15 protein-coding genes are annotated in these 17,743 nt (G+C 67.0%); 9 read left to right on the top strand and 6 right to left on the bottom strand.

Annotated features, from left to right (window positions below; genetic code table 11):
- Nucleotides 1-4 precede the first annotated feature (4 nt).
- From AC2A1N_RS14915 to tkt, 3 genes are all read left to right on the top strand, one after another.
- Nucleotides 5-1,324, top strand: coding sequence for a dicarboxylate/amino acid:cation symporter (locus AC2A1N_RS14915; protein WP_061479331.1), 1,320 nt, complete (start codon nucleotides 5-7; stop codon nucleotides 1,322-1,324).
- 77 nt (nucleotides 1,325-1,401) lie between these two features.
- Nucleotides 1,402-1,824, top strand: coding sequence for a hypothetical protein (locus AC2A1N_RS14910; RefSeq protein WP_227837915.1), 423 nt, complete (start codon nucleotides 1,402-1,404; stop codon nucleotides 1,822-1,824).
- 126 nt (nucleotides 1,825-1,950) lie between these two features.
- Nucleotides 1,951-3,948, top strand: coding sequence for a transketolase (gene tkt / locus AC2A1N_RS14905; RefSeq protein ID WP_484372723.1), 1,998 nt, complete (start codon nucleotides 1,951-1,953; stop codon nucleotides 3,946-3,948).
- A gap of 115 nt (nucleotides 3,949-4,063) precedes the next feature.
- On the opposite strand, the gene AC2A1N_RS14900 is transcribed toward tkt, so the two are convergent.
- From AC2A1N_RS14900 to AC2A1N_RS14890, 3 genes are all read right to left on the bottom strand, one after another.
- The gene (locus AC2A1N_RS14900; protein WP_484372721.1) at nucleotides 4,064-4,612 is read right to left on the bottom strand and encodes an NADAR family protein; all 549 of its coding nucleotides are present in this window, start codon (nucleotides 4,610-4,612) and stop codon (nucleotides 4,064-4,066) included.
- 98 nt (nucleotides 4,613-4,710) lie between these two features.
- The gene (locus AC2A1N_RS14895; RefSeq protein ID WP_061479328.1) at nucleotides 4,711-6,663 is read right to left on the bottom strand and encodes an acetyl-CoA hydrolase/transferase C-terminal domain-containing protein; all 1,953 of its coding nucleotides are present in this window, start codon (nucleotides 6,661-6,663) and stop codon (nucleotides 4,711-4,713) included.
- Nucleotides 6,664-6,697: 34 nt separating this feature from the next.
- Nucleotides 6,698-7,255, bottom strand: a complete 558-nt coding sequence (locus tag AC2A1N_RS14890; protein WP_005418896.1) for a flavin reductase family protein — start codon at nucleotides 7,253-7,255, stop codon at nucleotides 6,698-6,700.
- 118 nt (nucleotides 7,256-7,373) lie between these two features.
- Here AC2A1N_RS14890 and AC2A1N_RS14885 point away from each other — a divergent pair, with 118 nt between their 5' ends.
- The 3 genes from AC2A1N_RS14885 to AC2A1N_RS14875 are packed head-to-tail and all read left to right on the top strand — an operon-like array spanning nucleotide 7,374 to nucleotide 9,494.
- Nucleotides 7,374-7,739, top strand: coding sequence for a BlaI/MecI/CopY family transcriptional regulator (locus AC2A1N_RS14885; protein ID WP_061479327.1), 366 nt, complete (start codon nucleotides 7,374-7,376; stop codon nucleotides 7,737-7,739).
- Entirely contained in the window at nucleotides 7,732-8,934 is a 1,203-nt protein-coding gene (locus tag AC2A1N_RS14880) for a M56 family metallopeptidase (protein ID WP_061479326.1), read from the top strand. The genes AC2A1N_RS14885 and AC2A1N_RS14880 overlap by 8 nt, the downstream gene beginning before the upstream one ends.
- On the top strand, nucleotides 8,931-9,494 hold the full coding sequence (locus AC2A1N_RS14875; protein WP_061479325.1) for a hypothetical protein: 564 nt from the start codon (nucleotides 8,931-8,933) through the stop codon (nucleotides 9,492-9,494). Before AC2A1N_RS14880 ends, AC2A1N_RS14875 begins: the two co-directional genes overlap by 4 nt.
- 57 nt (nucleotides 9,495-9,551) lie before the next feature.
- On the opposite strand, the gene AC2A1N_RS14870 is transcribed toward AC2A1N_RS14875, so the two are convergent.
- From AC2A1N_RS14870 to AC2A1N_RS14860, 3 genes are all read right to left on the bottom strand, one after another.
- A complete protein-coding gene (locus tag AC2A1N_RS14870) occupies nucleotides 9,552-10,352 on the bottom strand; it encodes an MBL fold metallo-hydrolase (protein ID WP_061479324.1) in 801 nt (266 codons plus the stop codon).
- A gap of 11 nt (nucleotides 10,353-10,363) precedes the next feature.
- Nucleotides 10,364-11,182, bottom strand: coding sequence for a S1/P1 nuclease (locus tag AC2A1N_RS14865; RefSeq protein ID WP_061479323.1), 819 nt, complete (start codon nucleotides 11,180-11,182; stop codon nucleotides 10,364-10,366).
- Nucleotides 11,183-11,741: 559 nt separating this feature from the next.
- Entirely contained in the window at nucleotides 11,742-12,371 is a 630-nt protein-coding gene (locus tag AC2A1N_RS14860) for an OmpW/AlkL family protein (RefSeq protein WP_061479321.1), read from the bottom strand.
- Between the two features lie 192 nt (nucleotides 12,372-12,563).
- On the opposite strand from AC2A1N_RS14860, the gene gap reads away from it, so the two are divergent.
- From gap to AC2A1N_RS14845, 3 genes are all read left to right on the top strand, one after another.
- On the top strand, nucleotides 12,564-13,568 hold the full coding sequence (gene gap, locus AC2A1N_RS14855; protein WP_061479320.1) for a type I glyceraldehyde-3-phosphate dehydrogenase: 1,005 nt from the start codon (nucleotides 12,564-12,566) through the stop codon (nucleotides 13,566-13,568).
- Between the two features lie 125 nt (nucleotides 13,569-13,693).
- Entirely contained in the window at nucleotides 13,694-16,363 is a 2,670-nt protein-coding gene (locus AC2A1N_RS14850; RefSeq protein WP_484372716.1) for a DUF2339 domain-containing protein, read from the top strand.
- Nucleotides 16,360-17,736, top strand: coding sequence for a DUF3999 domain-containing protein (locus tag AC2A1N_RS14845; protein ID WP_154351335.1), 1,377 nt, complete (start codon nucleotides 16,360-16,362; stop codon nucleotides 17,734-17,736). Before AC2A1N_RS14850 ends, AC2A1N_RS14845 begins: the two co-directional genes overlap by 4 nt.
- The last annotated feature ends 7 nt before the right edge of the window (nucleotides 17,737-17,743 follow it).

Here is a 17,743-nt window from a genome sequence, read left to right as displayed (position 1 = left end):
GCGCATGACAGTAGCTGCTGCCGACAAGAAGAAGTTGCCCCTGCATTGGAAGATGGGCATCGGCTTTGCGATCGGCCTGATCCTGGGACTGATCGTGCACGCCCTGGGCGGCAGCGTCGATGGCCTGCAGGCCGGTGCCAAGTGGGTCATGGACTACGTCACCACCCCGGCGTCGGGCCTGTTCCTCAACCTGATCTTCATGCTGATCGTGCCGCTGATCTTCTCGGCGCTGATCATGGGCGTGTCGGAGATGGGCGACATCCGCGCCCTGGGCCGCATCGGCTGGAAGACCCTGGCCTATACCGTGCTGCTGTCCGGCATTGCCGTAGGCATCGGCCTGGTGCTGGTCAACCTGCTCAAGCCGGGCGCCGGCGTGGATCCGCAGGTCGCCGCGATGATGCTGTCGGAGAACGCCGAGCGCAGCAAGGAAATCGTCGCTGGCATCCATGGCACGCCGAAGGGCATGGACATGCTGCTGTCGATCGTGCCGAGCAATGTGCTGCAGGCCGCGTCGGACAACGGCGCGATCCTGTCGCTGATGTTCTTCGCGCTGATGTTCGGCATCGGCATGGTACTGACCGACAATGAGAAGGTCGCCCCGCTGCGCCGCGCCATCGAAGGCGTGTTTGAAATCTCGATGACCCTGATCAACCTGGTCATCCGCCTGGCCCCCTATGCGGTGGCCTGCTTCATGTTCAACCTGGCCGCGCTGTTCGGCTTCGAGCTGATCATCCGCCTGGGCGCCTACGTGGGCGTGGTGGTGCTGGCACTCGGCCTGCACATGGTGGTGACCTACGGTACTGCCGTATGGCTGTCTGGCCGCTCGCCGCTGTCGTTCTTCCGCGATACCCAGGAAGCGACGGTGATGGCGTTCTCCACCGCCTCCAGCAACGCGACCCTGCCGACCGCACTGCGCGTGGCGGACCAGATGGGCCTGCCGCAGCGTGTGTCGCGCTTCGTGCTGACCGTGGGTGCCACCGCCAACCAGAACGGCACCGCCCTGTTCGAGGGCGTGACGGTGATCTTCCTGGCCCAGTTCTTCGGCGTGGACCTGAGCATTGGCCAGCAGATCATGGTGATGGCGGTCTGCATCCTTGGCGGCATCGGCACGGCGGGCGTGCCGTCGGGCTCGCTGCCGGTGGTGGCGATGATCTGCGCGATGGTCGGGGTGAACCCGCTGGGCATCGGCCTGATCCTGGGCGTGAACCACTTCCTGGACATGTGCCGTACCGCCCTGAACGTGACCGGCGACCTGGCCCTGACCACGTTGGTGGCCAAGGGCGAGTCCCATGACGGACCGGCGCTGGGCACGCCCCTCGATTGAACGCGCCCTGAATGCCATGGATACTATCCCGACGCATGGAAGGCGTCGGGATTGGCGCCGTGCGAAAGGGAGCAGAAATGAGGATTTCGTACGTGATGGTCGCCGCCCTGGGCCTGCTGGCTTTCGACGCCAGTGCCCAGAAGGCCTGTGAAACCAACTACACCAAGACCGGCAGCTTCTTCGCCGGGCGCACCTTCACCACCTGGGACGTGGTGCCCAACGTTACCCCGGCCGACGCTCTCAAGCGTATCCAGATCGAGGGCGTGAAGTCGGGCCTGAAGGTGGCCAGCGTGGACAAGGACCTGGGCATGCTGACCCTGGAACAGAACGTCCAGTTCAATGGTGGCCAGACCACCCTGCCGTGGAACGTGCTGGTTGAAGCCGAGGGCAAGGGTTCGAAGATCACCGTGACCAAGACCACCCCGGCTACCTACGCCACTGGCGAGGACTTCCAGAAGAAGTCGATGTGTGGCGTGATCGAGGCTGCCGCGCCCAAGTAAGGGGTTGGCGGGACCAGATCCCTTTCACCGGCAAGGGATCTGGTCCTACGCCTGAACCCGGCCCCGCGTCTGTGGGACAATAGGCCGCCCGCACGTCCGCGGCCGCCTCCCGATTCCGACAGAACCATGACGCAGCCTACCCGTCGCCAGTTGGCCAACGCCATCCGCTTCCTCGCCGCCGATGCGGTTGAAACCGCAAAGTCCGGCCACCCCGGCATGCCCATGGGCATGGCCGACATCGCCGAAGTCCTCTGGAACGACTACCTCCGCCATAACCCGAGCAACCCGCACTGGTTCAACCGCGACCGTTTCGTGCTGTCCAACGGCCACGGTTCGATGCTGCAGTACGCGCTGCTGCACCTGAGCGGTTACGACCTGCCGATCGAGCAGCTCAAGCTGTTCCGCCAGCTGGGCAGCCACACCGCCGGCCACCCGGAGCGCCACGAGACCCCGGGCGTGGAAACCACCACCGGCCCGCTGGGACAGGGTTTCGCCAATGCCGTGGGCTTCGCCCTGGCCGAGAAGCTGCTGGCACAGCGCTTCAACCGCCCGGAGCTGGAAGTGGTCGACCACCGCACCTGGGTGTTCATGGGTGATGGCTGCCTGATGGAAGGCGTGTCGCACGAAGCCGCCTCGCTGGCCGGCACCTGGGGCCTGCACAAGCTGGTCTGCTTCTGGGACAACAACCACATCTCCATCGACGGCAACGTCGAGGGCTGGTTCACCGACAACACCCCGGAACGTTTCGAGGCCTATGGCTGGAACGTGGTTCGCGATGTTGACGGCCACGACCCGGAAAGCATCAAGGCCGGCATCGAGGTCGCGCTGTCGCAGAGCGACAAGCCGACCCTGATCTGCTGCCGCACCACCATCGGCTTCGGTTCGCCGAACAAGGCGGGCAAGGAATCCAGCCACGGTGCCCCGCTGGGCAAGGACGAGCTGGAAGCCACCCGCAAGCAGCTGGGCTGGGAATACGGCCCGTTCGAGATCCCGCAGGCGATCTACGACGGCTGGCGCGCCAATGGCGCCGGCACCCTGCGTCAGGCCGAGTGGGAACAGCTGTTCGACAAGTACGCCAGCCAGTATCCGGCAGAGGCGGCTGAGCTGACCCGCCGCTCGCACGGCGAGCTGCCAGCCGACTTCGTTGCCAAGGCCGATGCCTGCATCGCCCAGGTGGCCGCTGAAGGCCCGACGATTGCATCGCGCAAGGCCTCGCAGCTGGCCATCGAAGCCTATGCGCCGCTGCTGCCGGAAATCGTCGGTGGCTCGGCCGACCTGGCGCACTCCAACCTGACCCTGTGGAAGGGCAGCAGGTCGGTCGCCAGCGACGACGCCAACGCCAACTACGTGTACTACGGCGTGCGCGAGTTCGGCATGACCGCCATCGCCAATGGCCTGGCCCTGCACGGTGGCTTCATTCCGTTCGACGCCACCTTCCTGGTGTTCAGCGATTACGCCCGCAACGGCGTGCGCATGAGCGCGCTGATTCCGGCCCACGCCATCCACGTCTATACCCACGACTCGATCGGCCTGGGCGAAGACGGCCCGACCCACCAGCCGGTGGAGCACCTGGCCTCGCTGCGCTACATCCCGAACAACGACGTGTGGCGCCCGTGCGATGCGGTCGAGTCGGCGGTGAGCTGGAAGGCCGCGATCACCCGCCAGGACGGCCCGAGCTGCCTGGTGTTCAGCCGCCAGAACCTGCCGCACCAGCCGCGCAGCGCCGAGCAGATCAAGCAGATCGAGCGCGGCGGTTACGTGCTGGCCGATGCCGCCGGTACCCCGGACGTGATCCTGATCGCCACCGGTTCGGAAGTCTCGCTGGCTACCGAAGCCAAGGCCCAGCTGGATGCGGCCGGTATCAAGACCCGCGTGGTCTCGATGCCGTCCACCGACGTGTTCCTGCGCCAGGATGCGGCCTACCGTGAATCGGTGCTGCCGAACGCGGTGCGCAAGCGCGTGGCCGTGGAAGCTGGCGTCACCGGTTTCTGGCGCCAGTTCGTAGGCCTGGACGGTGCGGTGATCGGTATCGACACCTTCGGTGCCTCGGCCCCGGCCGACCAGCTGTACAAGTACTTCGGCATCACCACGGCGCACGTGGTGGAAGCTGCCAAGGCGCTGTAAGCAGCGACATGGAGTGATGAACGAAAGGCCGGCGCAAGCCGGCCTTTCTCTTTTTCTGTGGGGCGAAACGAATCGGTCGTCTTGCCAGTAGATCCACGCCGTGCGTGGATAAACGCTACATCGCCTCGCGCACGTCCATTAACGCGAACCCCAGCAGGTTCAATCCGCGCCACTGTGCCGGGTTGTGCGCGTCGGCGTGGTCCTTGGCCAAGCCGATGCCCCAGATGACGTCCACCGGGCTGGCTTCGACCAGCACCCAGCCTTCGGTAGAGCGCAGGAACGCGCCCAGTTCCGGGTTCTGCGCGAACTTGGCCTTGTTGCCCTCCACGACTAGGTCGTAGCGTGCCTGCGTCCAGAGCGCCTCGTCGAAGCCTTCGATCTTGCGGCCGAGCGCCTTGGCCTTGTCCGGCGTGGCGCTGGCGATGATCGTGTCGAGCAGGCCGGTGGCACCGAACAGGCGCGCCTTGCCGGCCATCATGTAGTGCTCGGCGGTGCGGTAGTGCATGCCATCGATGTCGAAGCCTGCGTCATACCACTGGCTGAAGCACGAGGCGGACACACCGATGCGCGGCGGCTGGTGGCCCCAGAAGCAGAGGTAACGCAGGTCTTCGCCTGTGGCCTGGCGCTGCTGCAGGTCACGCAGGAAACGGGAGTCGTCTTTCATCGCTACAGGATACCGCGTCAGCGACGGCGCTCCGGGAGCTGCCAAGCTTGGTTGGCAGCGATCCCCATTCGCCGGGCATGGCCCGGCGCCACCAGTGCTTACGCAGTGCGCGCCAGTGCCAGGCGCAGCAGTCGCGCATCCAGGCGCTCTGCGAAATCCTTCGGTGCCTGCAGACCCATGCGCTGCAGGTACACCGCATCGCCGTCGCCGGCCGGTTGCCGCAGCGCTGCCCAGACGGTGCGCAGCTTGCCGCTGCGGGTCTGCGTATTGGCCTTCAGCCAACCCAGCGCTTTGACCAGCACCTGCTCGATCTCGTTGAAGTCGCTGCCCAACGGATAGTCCGGCAGGCTGCCATCGGCGCGGAACGGTGCCAGCGCTGCCGCCAATGCCTGCGGCGTATTGCGCTGCAGACGCGCCGGATCCGGTTGCGCGGCCGCCAGAAGCTTGCGCGCGGCCTGCGCCTGCTGCAGCAGCTCATCCTGGAACGGCGCCTCGGTGATCGCGGTCATTGCGTGCACGCAGTCCTCGTCGGTCAGCCCGCGCAGATCGGCGATGCCGTACTCGTTGAGGTAGATGTCACGCAGGTGGCGAGGGATGGTGGTGTGGCCGTAGTTCCAGCGCACGTTCGATTCCCGGCGGCCCTTGTCATCGCGTGCGGCACGGAACATCAGCACGCTGCGCGCTTCCGGCAGGGCATGTGCCATCGCCACGAAGTTGTACTGGCCGCCCACGCCGGACACCACGCGTCCATCGTCCAGCGCATCCGATACCGCCGCGCCGAGCGCGGTAGCCATCATGCAGGAATTGAAGAAACGCGCATGGCGGCGCTGCAGGCGCTCCAGTGCCTCGTTACCGCCATACAGCTGGTTGATCTCGCTGATGCGGCGCATGCCGATCGCACGGCATTCGTCTTCCGGCAGCGTGCGCAGCCACTCGTAGAACTCCGGCGAGCCCAGGTAGAACGCGCCATGCAGGTACTCGCCTTCCGCGGCGAGGGTGGCGTGGTCGATCGACAACGTGCTGCCATTCTCGATGCGCTGCATCAGCGCCAGGTCGTCGTGCACCTTGCGCCTGATCACCCCGGTCTGCACCAGGCGGCGGAAGCCTTCATTGAGCATCTCGCTGCAGCCGTACAGGCCCACCTCGAACGGATCCACACCGCCGATTTCCTGCACCAGCGGGTGGCTGGCCAGCTGCGGATCCAGCGCGTGCAGCACGCGGCGGTAGCGCGCGTTGTCGGTGTGGCGCAGCACCAGCGCATGGCTGAGGGCATCGGCCAGCGTGCCGATGCCGATCTGCAGGGTGCCGCCATCGCGTACCAGGGTGCTGGCATACAGGCCGATGGCGTAGTCGGCGTCGCCGACCGGCTGCCGCGGCAGCCCGAACAGCGCCGGGTACGGCGGAGGCGGAGTGATCACGAGATCGAAGAACGACACATCGACCGTCGCCGAGCCGCCCAGATAGGGCAGCTGCGGATCGATCTCGGCAATCAGCAAAGGGCGTGGCAGGCCACGCGCGGTCATCGCATCGAGCGTGTCCTGGGTGATGTCGTTGTTGCACGACAGCGAAAGCCGACGGTCATTCGGCCGCATCGCCACCTTCTGCACGATCACCTGCGGCGCGCGCTGCGCGACCGCGTCGGCGGCATGGGTGTAGTTCAGGCTGGTATAGCTGGATTGCGCCCGCCGCGAACCGAGCAGGGCGCCGGACTGCATGTAGAACTCTTCCACCTGCACGTGCGCTGGCAACGCGTCGCGCGCGATCGCATCGGCATAGGCCAGGCGCGGGAAATCGTCGCCGAAGTGGCGCTGCGCGAACGGCGCAAGGAAGCGTGCCTCCAGGCCGTTGCCACGCGCCTTCGGCGGGTTCAACGACAGCGCGGTATACAGCTGCAGCGGCCGTGAGGGATCGTGCTCGACGCGCGCATACAGGGCGTTGAGCAGCCGATGCGGCTTGCCCAGTGCCAGCGGTGCCCCGATCCGCAGCGGCCCGTCCACGCGCGCAAACAGCCAGTCGACGGCGGCGTCCAGGTCGGTGAGGTGTTCGGTCATGCGCGGCGGTCCTGCGTGTGGGGGAGTGCGGGCATTACAGCATGTCGGGCTTGAACCGCCGTCGACGCGAGACTTCTGCGCCGGACACCATGAACTGCCCATCGCCGCGGTAATGCACCGTGCGCGGCAGTTTCGGCCGGGGCGCAACATGGGCGCGCACGATCTCCCAGATGAACAGATTGCTCGACGCCACCTGGCTGTCGTCGTACAAGCGGCATTCGAAGTTCGAGTGGCACTGCCCGACCAGCGGCGCGCCGACCTCGCGCGCGGGCAGCGCATCGAGCCCGAAACGGGCGAACTTGTCGACCTCGCGGCCGCTGCAGTTGCCGATGTCCACCACGGTATCGAGCAGTTCCACGCCGGGTACGTTGATCACGCACTCGCCACTGCCGACGGCCAGTGCATGGCTGTGGTTTTCATTCCACAGGTAGGTGGCGACCAGCGACGGCGAGAAGCCCATCACCATGTGCCAGCCCATCGTCATCAGGTTGTGCTGGCCGCGCCAGGCGGTGCTGACCAGCACGATCGGGCCGGGTTCGAGGAAGCGGCGGGCCTGCTCGACCGGGAATTCCTTCTTGGGAAGCGCTTTCATCCGAGGCCTCGGCTGGGAGGGCTCGATGCTGGCGCAAAGCCGATGAATCCGGAGTCGAGGGGCTTGACAGCCGGTTCGATTACGAGCGTAATCGAACTGTCGATTACGGATGTAAATCATGACCCCGATCAGCGAAGCCGAAGCCGTTGTGATGGAGGTGCTGTGGCATCAGGCACCGCGTAGTGCCGACGAAGTGGTCGCCGCGCTGGCCCACCGTGACTGGGCCGAGCCGACCATCAAGACCCTGCTCAACCGCCTGCTGACCAAGGGCGCGATCGCCGCCGAGCGCGATGGACGGCGCTATCTGTATCGCCCGCTGTTGCAGCGCCAGGCCTGGGTGGAGGCGCAGAGCCAGGACTTCATCGGCCGTGTCTTCGAAGGGCGCGTGGCGCCGCTGGTGGCGCACTTCAGCGAGCGCGGCCAGCTGAGCGCACAGGACATCGCCGAACTGAAGAAGCTGATCCAGGAGCTGGACCATGACTGAGCTGCTCGGTGGACTGTGGCAGGCCAGCGTGTGGCTGGCCATGGGGGTGATCCTGCTGGCCGTGCTGCGACCGCTGCTGGTGTGGGTGGGGGGCGCTGGACTGGCTTATCGCAGCTGGTGGTTGTTGCCGATGCTGCTGGTGACCTTGCTGCTGCCGTTGCCGCAGGCTGCGCTGTTGCAGCACGTGCCGACAGTGCCGCTGAAAGTCGAGCCAGGGGCGGTGGACGAACTGGCAGGGCCGTCGCTGCCATGGGCACCGCTGTTGCTGCTGGCATGGGCGCTGGGCATGGGCATCTGCCTGCTGCGCGACCTGCGCGCACAGCGTCGTTTCGAACGGCGCATGGGCCCGCTGAAGCCGCGCGCCGATGGCAGCTGGCAGGCCAGTAGTGATCCAGGCCTGCCAGCACTGGTTGGCCTGTGGCGGCCGCGAATCGTGGTTGGCCCGGACTTCGATCAACAGTTCAGCGCACAGGAACAGGGGCTGATCCTGCAGCACGAGCGCAGCCACCGTCGCAATGGCGATCACTGGGCCAACGGCGCGTTGCTGCTGGCGCGCGCGGTGTTCTGGTTCCACCCGCTGCTGTCCTGGGCCGCACGCCGCTTCCTGCGCGACCAGGAACTGGCCTGCGATGCCCGTACCATCGCCCCGCAGCCTACGCTGCGCGGCCTTTATGCCGGCACGCTGCTGAAGGCGCAGCTGGTCCACCCGGTTGCGCCAGCGGTCTGCCATTGGCGCAGCCAACCCGTGTTGAAGGAGCGTATCGCCATGTTGAAGCAGTCCAAGCGGAAGGCATTGCCGTGGGTATCGGGGCAGGTGCTGGTCGTCGGGTTGTGCCTGGGAATGGGCGCAGTAGCGTGGGCCAGCCAGGGCGGTGCGATGGCCGGCCGCCCGGCAGCGGCGGTCACGGATCGGGAGATCCAGGTCGTCAAGATGCCACCGCCCTCCTATCCCAGGTCCGCGTTCGAGCAACGCCAGGTGGGCGTGGTGAACCTGCGCGTGGAAGTGGACGCCAGCGGCCAACCCACCGATGTCAGAGTGCTCAGTGCCACCAATCCGGGTGTGTTCGACGCGGTGTCGATCACCGCAGCGCGCAGCTGGACCTATCGGCCGGCGATGAAGAACGGCAAGCCGGTGGCAGGCGCAGTGAAGATTCCGATCACCTTTGCGATGGACAACAGCGAGGACGCCCAGTGAAGTCCGCGCCGCTGCTCGTGGTGGCGGCGCTGATGGTGGGGTGTGCGAGCCAGGAACGGCTGGCCACCGTGCACACCCGCAGCGAGAATGTCGGCCACCAGCGACTGCAGCCGCAGGCGGACGGTGGCAGTGGGCAGTTGCAGGCGTATTCGCTGGGTGCGACCGAAGGCTACCGGATGCCGCAGTTGTACGCGGCACCGGACCCGGAGGTCGGCGATCGTGACCCGCGTGCGGAACTGGCGCCGACCACGATCTGCCTGCAGGTGGTGGTTGATGCCAACGGCGTCGTCGAGCGCAGCCTGCCATTGACCGATCGCCCGGAGTGCGCGGCAGGTGCTGCGGGCGAGAATGCGCCCCTGCTGCAGGCCGCGCAGGAGGCCGTGGCGATGTGGAAGTACTCGTCCGCAGCGGTCTGCCACTTCGCGGCTGGCAAGGTGCCTGCCGACCGCGGCGACTGTCGCGGCGCCGAGCGCGTCGAGCCGGTGGCGGTCACCCTGCAGTACGCCTTCACCTTCGAGATCGTGAAGGGCCAGCACGTGGTGCGCACGCAGGGAAAATGATCGCTCGCGATGACCGGGGTAGCGCCGGGCCATGCCCGGCGGGCGCAGCGGCGTGGATCAGGCCCCACCCTGGATGTTGGCCTTCACCGCCGGTTGCATCAGCTTCGGTTCTTCCAGCGTGGCATCGCGGGCCTGGCGCACGCTGACGAACTCTGCCTCGGCCACGCCGTCATGCACGTGGATGTTGTGCGCGCGCTGTTCGCCGATGGTGGTTTCGTTGGCGAAGTCGCGGCCGCCCGGGCCGTAGTCGTGGCAGACGAACACGCGGGTGGCATCGGGCAGGGCCAGCAGGCGCTGGATCGAGCGGTACAGCTGTGCGGCATCGCCACCCGGGAAATCGCAGCGTGCGGTGCCTCCGTCGGGCATGAACAGCGAGTCACCGGTGAACAGCGCATCGCCGATCAGGTAGGCGATGCTGTCGCTGGTGTGGCCGGGCACGGCGATCACCTGTCCTTGCAGCTCGCCAATGGCAAAGGTTTCGCCGTCGCTGAACAGGTGATCGAAGATCTCATCGGCGGCCGGAAGCTGCAGGCCATAGCGCGGCGCGAACGTGGCCTGCACCGCGCGGATGCCTTCACCGATGGCCAGCGTGGCCTGCGGGAAGCGCTGCTTGAGCCGGCGCCCGGCCGATACATGGTCGGCATGGGCATGGGTTTCCAGCAGCCAGCGCAGCTGAAGGTCCTGCTGTTCGATGGCCTGCAATGCCCCGCGCAGCGGTGATTCGCTGCTGGCGTCGGTGTCCGGGTCGTAGTCCAGGACCGGGTCGATCAGCGCCGCCTCACCGCTGGCCGGATCGCTGACCAGGTAGCTGAAGGTATTGCTGTCACGGTGGAAGAACGACTGCACCTGGACCGGCATCGGGATTCTCCTCAGCGCGTGCCTAGCACGCGATTCAGCAACTGCGCCAGGTTTTCACCGGCCAGTCGCAGCTGCGCTTCGGCCAGCGGCCGGTAGCGCTCGGTGTATTCGTCACCGATTTTATGCGACGCCGGATAAACGCCAGCTTGCATGGAAATGCGGCAGCTGGCTTCGGCCCAGGCCTGCGGGTCGCGCTGCGGGTTGGACTGGCGCGCCAGCTTTGGCGCGCGCTGGCCCTGCAGCACCGGCAGGTAGCCGGCATCGTCCAGCTTGCGGGTGTTGAGCATGCCGCTGTCCCACAGCGAGTGCAGGTTGGTACCGCGGTTGCCGAACTGCAGCTGGAAATCGTTGCCGCCCTTGTCGTGGGCGTAACCGGCGTGCATCGGCTGGTGGATATCGCCGACCAGGTGCACGACGAACTTCAGTGCCTGCAGGCGCTCGCCATCGGTCAGGCTGCGATCGCCGAGGATGGCGCTCTGTGCCTTCAGGGCCTCGACGATGCAGTTGCCGTTCTTGCAGTGCTTCGGTGCTTCGTAGTGGCAGTCGTCTTCGGCGATGTTGACGTAGTGCCAGCCGGCCGAGCGACGGCCCAGACCCGGGTCCTTGGCGCGCAGCTGGTCGGCCCAGGGCGCGATGCTGGCCAGCGTGGCGTCTGGCTCGATGGCCAGCAGGCGGTCCACTTCGGCGCGGGCGGCGGGGTTGAGGCGGGCGTCGGCGACTTCGGCAACCAGGCGGTGGCCTTGCGCGCCCCAGGCATGGGCGGGGGCGGAGACGGACAGCAGGGCCGGCGCCAGGGCGGCGGCGAGGAACAGGGAGTGCAGGGCTTTCATGCACACATTCTAGCGGGGTAGGTGGATTGAGGAGCGGCGCGTTCCTGTCTGCTGGGGGCTGGCTGCAGGGGCAGGCGCTGCGGGACACGCTGCAAGTACGTCCCTGTAAGCTCGTCCGCGGCATCCATGCCGCGGACGGTCCCGCCGCCCCTCCCGCTGCGCTCCCCTCCAAACATGGCGGCGGAGACGGATGTAAACGTCAAAGGCAGGATCAAAAACAAATGCGGGATCAGAATCGGTCTCCTGCAGTTGCAGGCAACCATTACGCTTCGAATGACCGGGCGTGCTGCTGCTTTTGCTTGAGCTGGTACGCGCGCGCAGATGGGAAGGGTGGAGAGGGTGAGGTGAGCGGGACCGTTCGCCGCATGGATGCGGCGATCGAGCCTACAGGGACGTATTTACGGCGTGTCCCGATCACCTCACCCTCTCCGCCCAATTCCAGAAGCCGGTGCTTCTCGCACAAACAAAAAAGCCCCGGCAATCACCGGGGCAACATGCTGCGAGGGTTTCTGCGTGCAGCGGGGGAGCGGGGGCGAAGCCCCCGCAATCAACACACCGCTTAGAACTTGAAGACGTAGGACGCGCCGTAGACCAGCGGATCGATGTTGACGGTGCCGATCTTCTCGCCGTTCAACTTCACCTTGCTGTCGATGTCGATCCAGCGCATGTCCACGCGCAGGGCGCCCTTCTCGCCGATCGCGAAGTCGATGCCCGCATGCGCGGCCAGGCCCCACGAATCCTGCAGCTTCAGCTTGCTGCCGGCCAATGCACCGGTGGTGTCTTCGCTGAAGAAGGTGGTGTAGTTCACGCCCGCGCCGATGAACGGCGACACCTTGCCCTTGCTGTTGAAGTGGTACTGCACGGTCACCACCGGCGGCAGCTGCTTGGTGCTGCCGACGCGGCCCAGGCCGTTGATGTTGATGTCGTGCTTGAACGGCAGTGCGGCCAGCACTTCGATGCCCAGGTTGTCGGCGATGAAGTACTCGCCGGTGATGGTCGGCTTGACGTCGTTGTCGACGTCGACCTTCAGGGTGCCGCCGGCCAGCCAGCCGTTGTTCGACTTCGGCGCCACCTGGTGCACGCCGGCCGAAACGGTCCAGTCGCCCTTGGACTGGGCCATGGCCGGGGCGGCGGCGAGGGACAGGGCGGCGGCCAGGCTGGCCACGATCAGGGGGGAGGTCTTGCGCATGGGGGTGTTCTCGTTGCTGGGTGGATGGCGACAGTCTCGGCCTCACGCCGCGCTAACGCTTTGATCCGGATCAAATCCTGTCCGCCGACCTGCTGGCGGCCCGGCCTGGCCCACGGTGGCCAGCCTCGGCCTGCTAGACTTGTGGGCCCTATCCATCCCGCCGCACCCGTCGCGGCTGCAGGAGCTTGAGAAATGGCAATCAAGGTTGGTATCAACGGTTTCGGTCGCATCGGGCGTAACGTCCTGCGCTCGGCGGTGCTGAACTTCGGCGACGACATCGAAATCGTGGCCATCAACGATCTGCTGGAGCCGGATTACCTGGCCTACATGCTCAAGTACGACTCCGTGCACGGCCGCTTCGAGGCCGACGTGGCGGTGCAGGGCAACGACCTGCTGGTCAACGGCAAGAAGATCCGCCTGACCCAGGAGCGCGACCCGGCCAACCTGAAGTGGGACGAAGTCGGCGCCGACGTGGTGCTGGAAGCCACCGGCCTGTTCCTGACCAAGGAAACCGCGCAGAAGCACATCGATGCCGGCGCCAGGAAGGTCATCATGTCGGCCCCGTCGAAGGACGACACGCCGATGTTCGTGTTCGGCGTGAACGACAAGACCTATGCTGGCCAGGCAATCATCTCCAACGCCTCGTGCACCACCAACTGCCTGGCCCCGCTGGCCAAGGTCATCAACGACAAGTGGGGCATCAAGCGCGGCCTGATGACCACCGTGCATGCGGCCACCGCCACCCAGAAGACCGTCGATGGCCCGTCCAACAAGGACTGGCGCGGTGGCCGTGGCATCCTGGAAAACATCATTCCCTCGTCCACCGGTGCGGCCAAGGCCGTCGGCGTGGTCATTCCGGAACTGAACAAGAAGCTGACCGGCATGAGCTTCCGCGTCCCGACCTCGGACGTGTCGGTGGTCGACCTGACCGTCGAGCTGGAGAAGGAAGCCACCTACGCCGAGATCTGCGCTGAAGTGAAGGCACAGAGCGAAGGCGCGCTGAAGGGCATCCTGGGCTACACCGAAGACAAGGTGGTGGCCACCGATTTCCGCGGCGAGACCTGCACCTCGGTGTTCGACGCCGACGCCGGTATCGCCCTGGACGGCACCTTCGTCAAGCTGGTGACCTGGTACGACAACGAGTGGGGTTACTCCAACAAGTGCCTGGAAATGGCCAAGGTCATCGCCGCCAAGTAAGGCCGGTGTAGATCGAAGACGGACCCCGGCTTGGCCGGGGTTCGTCGTTTATGGGCCCCACCCTGTCGTAGCATGGGGCGGTCGACCGCCGCCGCTGGGGCGCGGGATCGCATTGGAAGCACGCAATGGAAGCACTGATAGCCCTGGTCGTACTGGTTCTTCTGGCCATCCCGCTGTTGCTGGTGGTCGCGCTGGTGATGATTGCCGGCCTGCGCCGCCGCGTCGCTGCGCTGGAAAGCGCGATGGCCGCCGCGCCGGCCGCCGTCAGGCCGGCCGCCACCGCACCCGCGCCTGAACGGCCTGTGGCCGCGCCTGCTGCCAGCGCCGATCCACCGTTCCTGCGGCCGGCCGCCGCTGCTGCGCCTCAGCCCCCGCAGCCACCGGTGCGCGAAGCAACGCCCACCGGGGTGCCTGTCCCCCGTCCTGCTGCGCCACCGCCGGTGCCGCCGGTGCCGGTGCAGCCGCCGCTGCCTTCCGAACCGGCACTGCCCAATGTCATCGAGCGTGGCATCGGTGCGGTCAAGCGCTGGTTCACCGAAGGCAACGTGCCGGTCAAGATCGGCATGCTGGTGCTGCTGGCCGGTGTCGCTGCGCTGCTGAAGTACGTCAGCGACCAGGGCTGGCTGGTGCTGCCGATCGAGCTGCGCCTGGCCGGTGTCACCGTGGGGGCGCTGGGCCTGTTGGCGTTCGGCTGGCACCAGCGCGAGCGCCGGCGCCTGTTCGCACTGGCGCTGCAGGGCGGTGCCATCGGCGTACTGCTGCTGACCATCTTCGCGGCGTTCAAGCGCTTCGACCTGATTCCGCCGGCCTTTGCCTTTGCCAGTTCGATCGCACTGGTGGCCGGGCTGTGCGTGCTGGCGGTGGTGCAGAACTCGCGCACGCTGGCCGTACTGGGCATCCTGGCCGGCTTCATGGCACCGCTGTGGTTGTCCACCGGCAGTGGCAACCACGTGGGGCTGTTCAGCTATTACGCCGTGCTCAACGCGGGCATCTTCGCCATCGCCTGGTTCCGGCCATGGCGCGCGCTGAACCTGCTGGGTTTCGCCTTCACCTTCGGCATTGGCACCTTCTGGGGCGTGCTGCAGTACGCACCGGACAAGTTCAGCAGCACCGAGCCGTTCCTGGCGCTGTTCTTCGTGTTCTACCTGCTGATACCGCTGCTGTACGCGCGTCGCCAGCCGGCCGGCCGCCGTGACCTGATCGATGGCAGCCTGGTGTTCGGCACGCCGCTGGTCGCGTTCTCGCTGCAGGCGGGCATGCTGCACGAGCAGCCGATGACGCTGGCGCTGTGCGCGCTGGGCCTGGCGGCGATCTACGCCGTACTGGCGCGGGCACTGATCGCGCGCGCGTCTTACACCGTGCTGGCGCAGTCGCATGCGGTGCTCGCGGTGGGCTTCGCCACGCTGGCGGTGCCGCTGGCATTGTCGGCGCGCGCCACCGGCGCCGTGTTTGCACTGGAAGGTGCTGGCCTGGCGTGGTTGGGGCTGCGCCAGAAGCGCTGGCTGCCGCAGGTCTCCGGCGCGTTGCTGCAGATCGGCGCCGCATTCGCCTTCGTTGCCGGTGGCGATCACTGGCACGAAGACCTGCGCTTCCTGATCAACCCGACCGCCATTGGCGCGCTGCTGCTGGCCCTGGCCGGCTTCGCGTCGGCGTGGAGCTACCAGCGCAGGCCGCGTCATGAGGTCGCACTGGTGTATTACCTGTGGGGCCTGCTGTGGTGGCTGGGCGGCCTGGTCCATGAGATCACCCGCTTCTTCCCGTATCGCACCGAAGTGGACGCGTTGCTGGTGCTGGCCGCGGTCACTGCCTGGCTGGCGGCCGAAGCGCAGCGTCGCCAGCCGGCGCGTGCGCTGGGCGTTACTGCGCTGGCCATGCTCGCGCTGGGCTTCCCGCTGGCCCTGATGCAGAGCGATGCACACCACCAGCCGTTCGCCGGTCATGGCGCGCTGGCCTGGGCGGTGTTCGCGGTGCTGGGCGTGCGGACCCTGCTGTGCCTGCGCCAGGGCGGCGATACCGTGGCCCGCATCGCGCAGTTCCTGTGGTGGCTGCTGTGGCCGTCGCTGCTTTCGCTGCTGGCCTTGTGGGGTGGTGGCGAGGCCGGCCTGGCGCAGGGTAGGACGACCCTGCTGGTGACCTTGCCGTGGCTGCTGATGGCGGCGCTGTCGCTGTGGCGCTGGAACGCATTGCGCTGGCCGCTGGGCGCGGCCTTCGACAGCGTGCGCGTCCCGCTGCAGTGCGTGCTGTTCGGCCTGCTGGCGATCGGCTGGCTGTTCGGCCAGCTGCTGCCGGGCGACGCCGCACCGCTGCTGTGGCTGCCGGTGCTGAATCCGGCGGAGATCGGCCAGTGGCTGAGCTTGTTGCTGCTGGCGCGCTGGCTGTACGGCAGTGAGGCACCGCAGGCATTGCTGAACATCCGCATGCCGCTGCTGGCATTGGCGGCCTTCCTCGCGTTGACCAGCCTGGTGCTGCATGGCGTACACCAATGGGGTGGACTGGCGTGGAATGCGTCGATGATGCGCTTCAGCCTGGCGCAGACCAGCCTGACCGTGTTGTGGAGCGTGCTGGGTGTGATTGCCTGGGTGTGGGGTTCGCGTCGCAGCCAGCGTGTGTTGTGGATGGTCGGTGCCGTGCTGATGGGCGTGGTGCTGGCCAAGCTGGTTATTGTCGATCGCCAGCACCTGGGCAACCTGCTGGGCATCGCATCGTTCATCGCCTACGGCCTGCTGTGCACGGTAGTGGGTTATCTGGCACCGGCACCGCCAAGCGCGGCGCCGACCGTGGAGGAAACGCAATGAGGAAGTGGAGCAGGGCGCTGCTGCCGGCGATGTTCGGCATGCTGGCCGCCGTCGTGGTACAGGCGGCTGATTACCGCACGCAGTATGCCGAGCAATGGCCGCTTACATTGTCCAGTGCGCAGTCCGGTGCCTACCGTATCGTGCTGGAGCCGGCGATCTACCGCCGTGCCGTAACCGCCGATCTCAGCGATCTGCAGGTGTTCAACGCGGCCAGCCAGTTGTTGCCGTCGGCACTGCTGGCGCCGGACCAGCCGCTGGCGCAGTCGCCGGTGCAGCGTGAACTGCCGTGGTTCGTGCTGCCGCCGCTGGCCGATGCCCAGCGCAACGACCTGCAGCTGCTGACCGAGCGCGATACCGATGGGCGCGTGCGCCGGGTCGAAGCGCGGGTGGGTGGCGGGGCAGCGGCGAGCGGGCAGGGCGGCTGGCTGATCGACGCCAGCATGCTCGACCAGCAGCCGCTGGCGGCACTGGTGCTGGACTGGACCGACAGCGGCCAGCCGCTGCAGGCGCAGGTGCAGCTGGATGCCAGTGACGACCTGCAGCACTGGCGATCGATTGGCCGCGACGTGCCGCTGGTGGATCTGCAGCGCGCCGGCAAGCGCCTGCTGCAGCGCCGCCTGCAGGTGGACGGCGCTGCACGCTACCTGCGCATCCTGGCGCAGGGCGACTCGCGCCTGCCGACCCTGCGCGGCGTACTGGCGGAACTGCCGCCAGCACCGGCCACGCTGCCTTGGGAATGGCTGTCGCTGGAGCCGACGTCGAGGGGCAAGGGCGAGTACACCTTCGAGATGGATGGCCGGTTCCCGGTGGCGCGTGCCGATGTGGCCAGCACCGATAACAGCCTCGTGCAATGGACGCTGTTCAGCCGCGATGACGAGAGTGCGGAATGGCAACGCCGCAGCGCGCCGTGGATCGCCTATCAGGTGCAGCAGGGCACGCAGGGCCAGCGCCAGCAGTCGGCGGCACAGCCGCTGGGCGGGGTGCACCGCGACCGCTACTGGAAACTGGTGGCGAATCCGGCGGAAACCGCCACCGCGCCGACACTGCGCCTGGGCTACCAGCCGGAAGTGCTGGTGTTCCTGAGCCAGGGTGCGGCGCCCTACGCACTGGCGGTGGGCAGCGCGACCGCGCGCCGCACGGACGCGCCGATCGGGGTGCTGATCGAGGAACTTCGGCAGCGCAACGATCCTTCGTGGCAGCCGACACTGGCGCGCCTGGAAGGCAGTCCGGAGCCGCTGGCCGGCGATGCGGCGCTGAAGCCGCAGCGCGATTGGAAATCGTGGTTGCTGTGGGCGTTGCTGGGCCTGGGCGTACTGGTGGTGGGTGGCCTGGCGCTCAGCCTGCTTCGGCAGAAGCCTGCGCCTTCGGAATAGGTTCCAG

The sequence above is a fragment of the Stenotrophomonas maltophilia group sp. SKK55 genome, assembly GCF_057179845.1.
Note: the sequence above shows the minus strand (reverse complement) of the source record. Positions and strands in the feature narration are given on the sequence as shown.

Coding starts and splice junctions, on each gene's coding strand:
- AC2A1N_RS14915 (WP_061479331.1), top strand. CDS start 5: ATGACAGTAGCTGCTGCCGACAAGAAGAAGTTGCCCCTGCATTGGAAG.
- AC2A1N_RS14910 (WP_227837915.1), top strand. CDS start 1,402: ATGAGGATTTCGTACGTGATGGTCGCCGCCCTGGGCCTGCTGGCTTTC.
- tkt (WP_484372723.1), top strand. CDS start 1,951: ATGACGCAGCCTACCCGTCGCCAGTTGGCCAACGCCATCCGCTTCCTC.
- AC2A1N_RS14900 (WP_484372721.1), bottom strand. CDS start 4,612: ATGAAAGACGACTCCCGTTTCCTGCGTGACCTGCAGCAGCGCCAGGCC.
- AC2A1N_RS14895 (WP_061479328.1), bottom strand. CDS start 6,663: ATGACCGAACACCTCACCGACCTGGACGCCGCCGTCGACTGGCTGTTT.
- AC2A1N_RS14890 (WP_005418896.1), bottom strand. CDS start 7,255: ATGAAAGCGCTTCCCAAGAAGGAATTCCCGGTCGAGCAGGCCCGCCGC.
- AC2A1N_RS14885 (WP_061479327.1), top strand. CDS start 7,374: ATGACCCCGATCAGCGAAGCCGAAGCCGTTGTGATGGAGGTGCTGTGG.
- AC2A1N_RS14880 (WP_061479326.1), top strand. CDS start 7,732: ATGACTGAGCTGCTCGGTGGACTGTGGCAGGCCAGCGTGTGGCTGGCC.
- AC2A1N_RS14870 (WP_061479324.1), bottom strand. CDS start 10,352: ATGCCGGTCCAGGTGCAGTCGTTCTTCCACCGTGACAGCAATACCTTC.
- AC2A1N_RS14865 (WP_061479323.1), bottom strand. CDS start 11,182: ATGAAAGCCCTGCACTCCCTGTTCCTCGCCGCCGCCCTGGCGCCGGCC.
- AC2A1N_RS14860 (WP_061479321.1), bottom strand. CDS start 12,371: ATGCGCAAGACCTCCCCCCTGATCGTGGCCAGCCTGGCCGCCGCCCTG.
- gap (WP_061479320.1), top strand. CDS start 12,564: ATGGCAATCAAGGTTGGTATCAACGGTTTCGGTCGCATCGGGCGTAAC.
- AC2A1N_RS14850 (WP_484372716.1), top strand. CDS start 13,694: ATGGAAGCACTGATAGCCCTGGTCGTACTGGTTCTTCTGGCCATCCCG.
- AC2A1N_RS14845 (WP_154351335.1), top strand. CDS start 16,360: ATGAGGAAGTGGAGCAGGGCGCTGCTGCCGGCGATGTTCGGCATGCTG.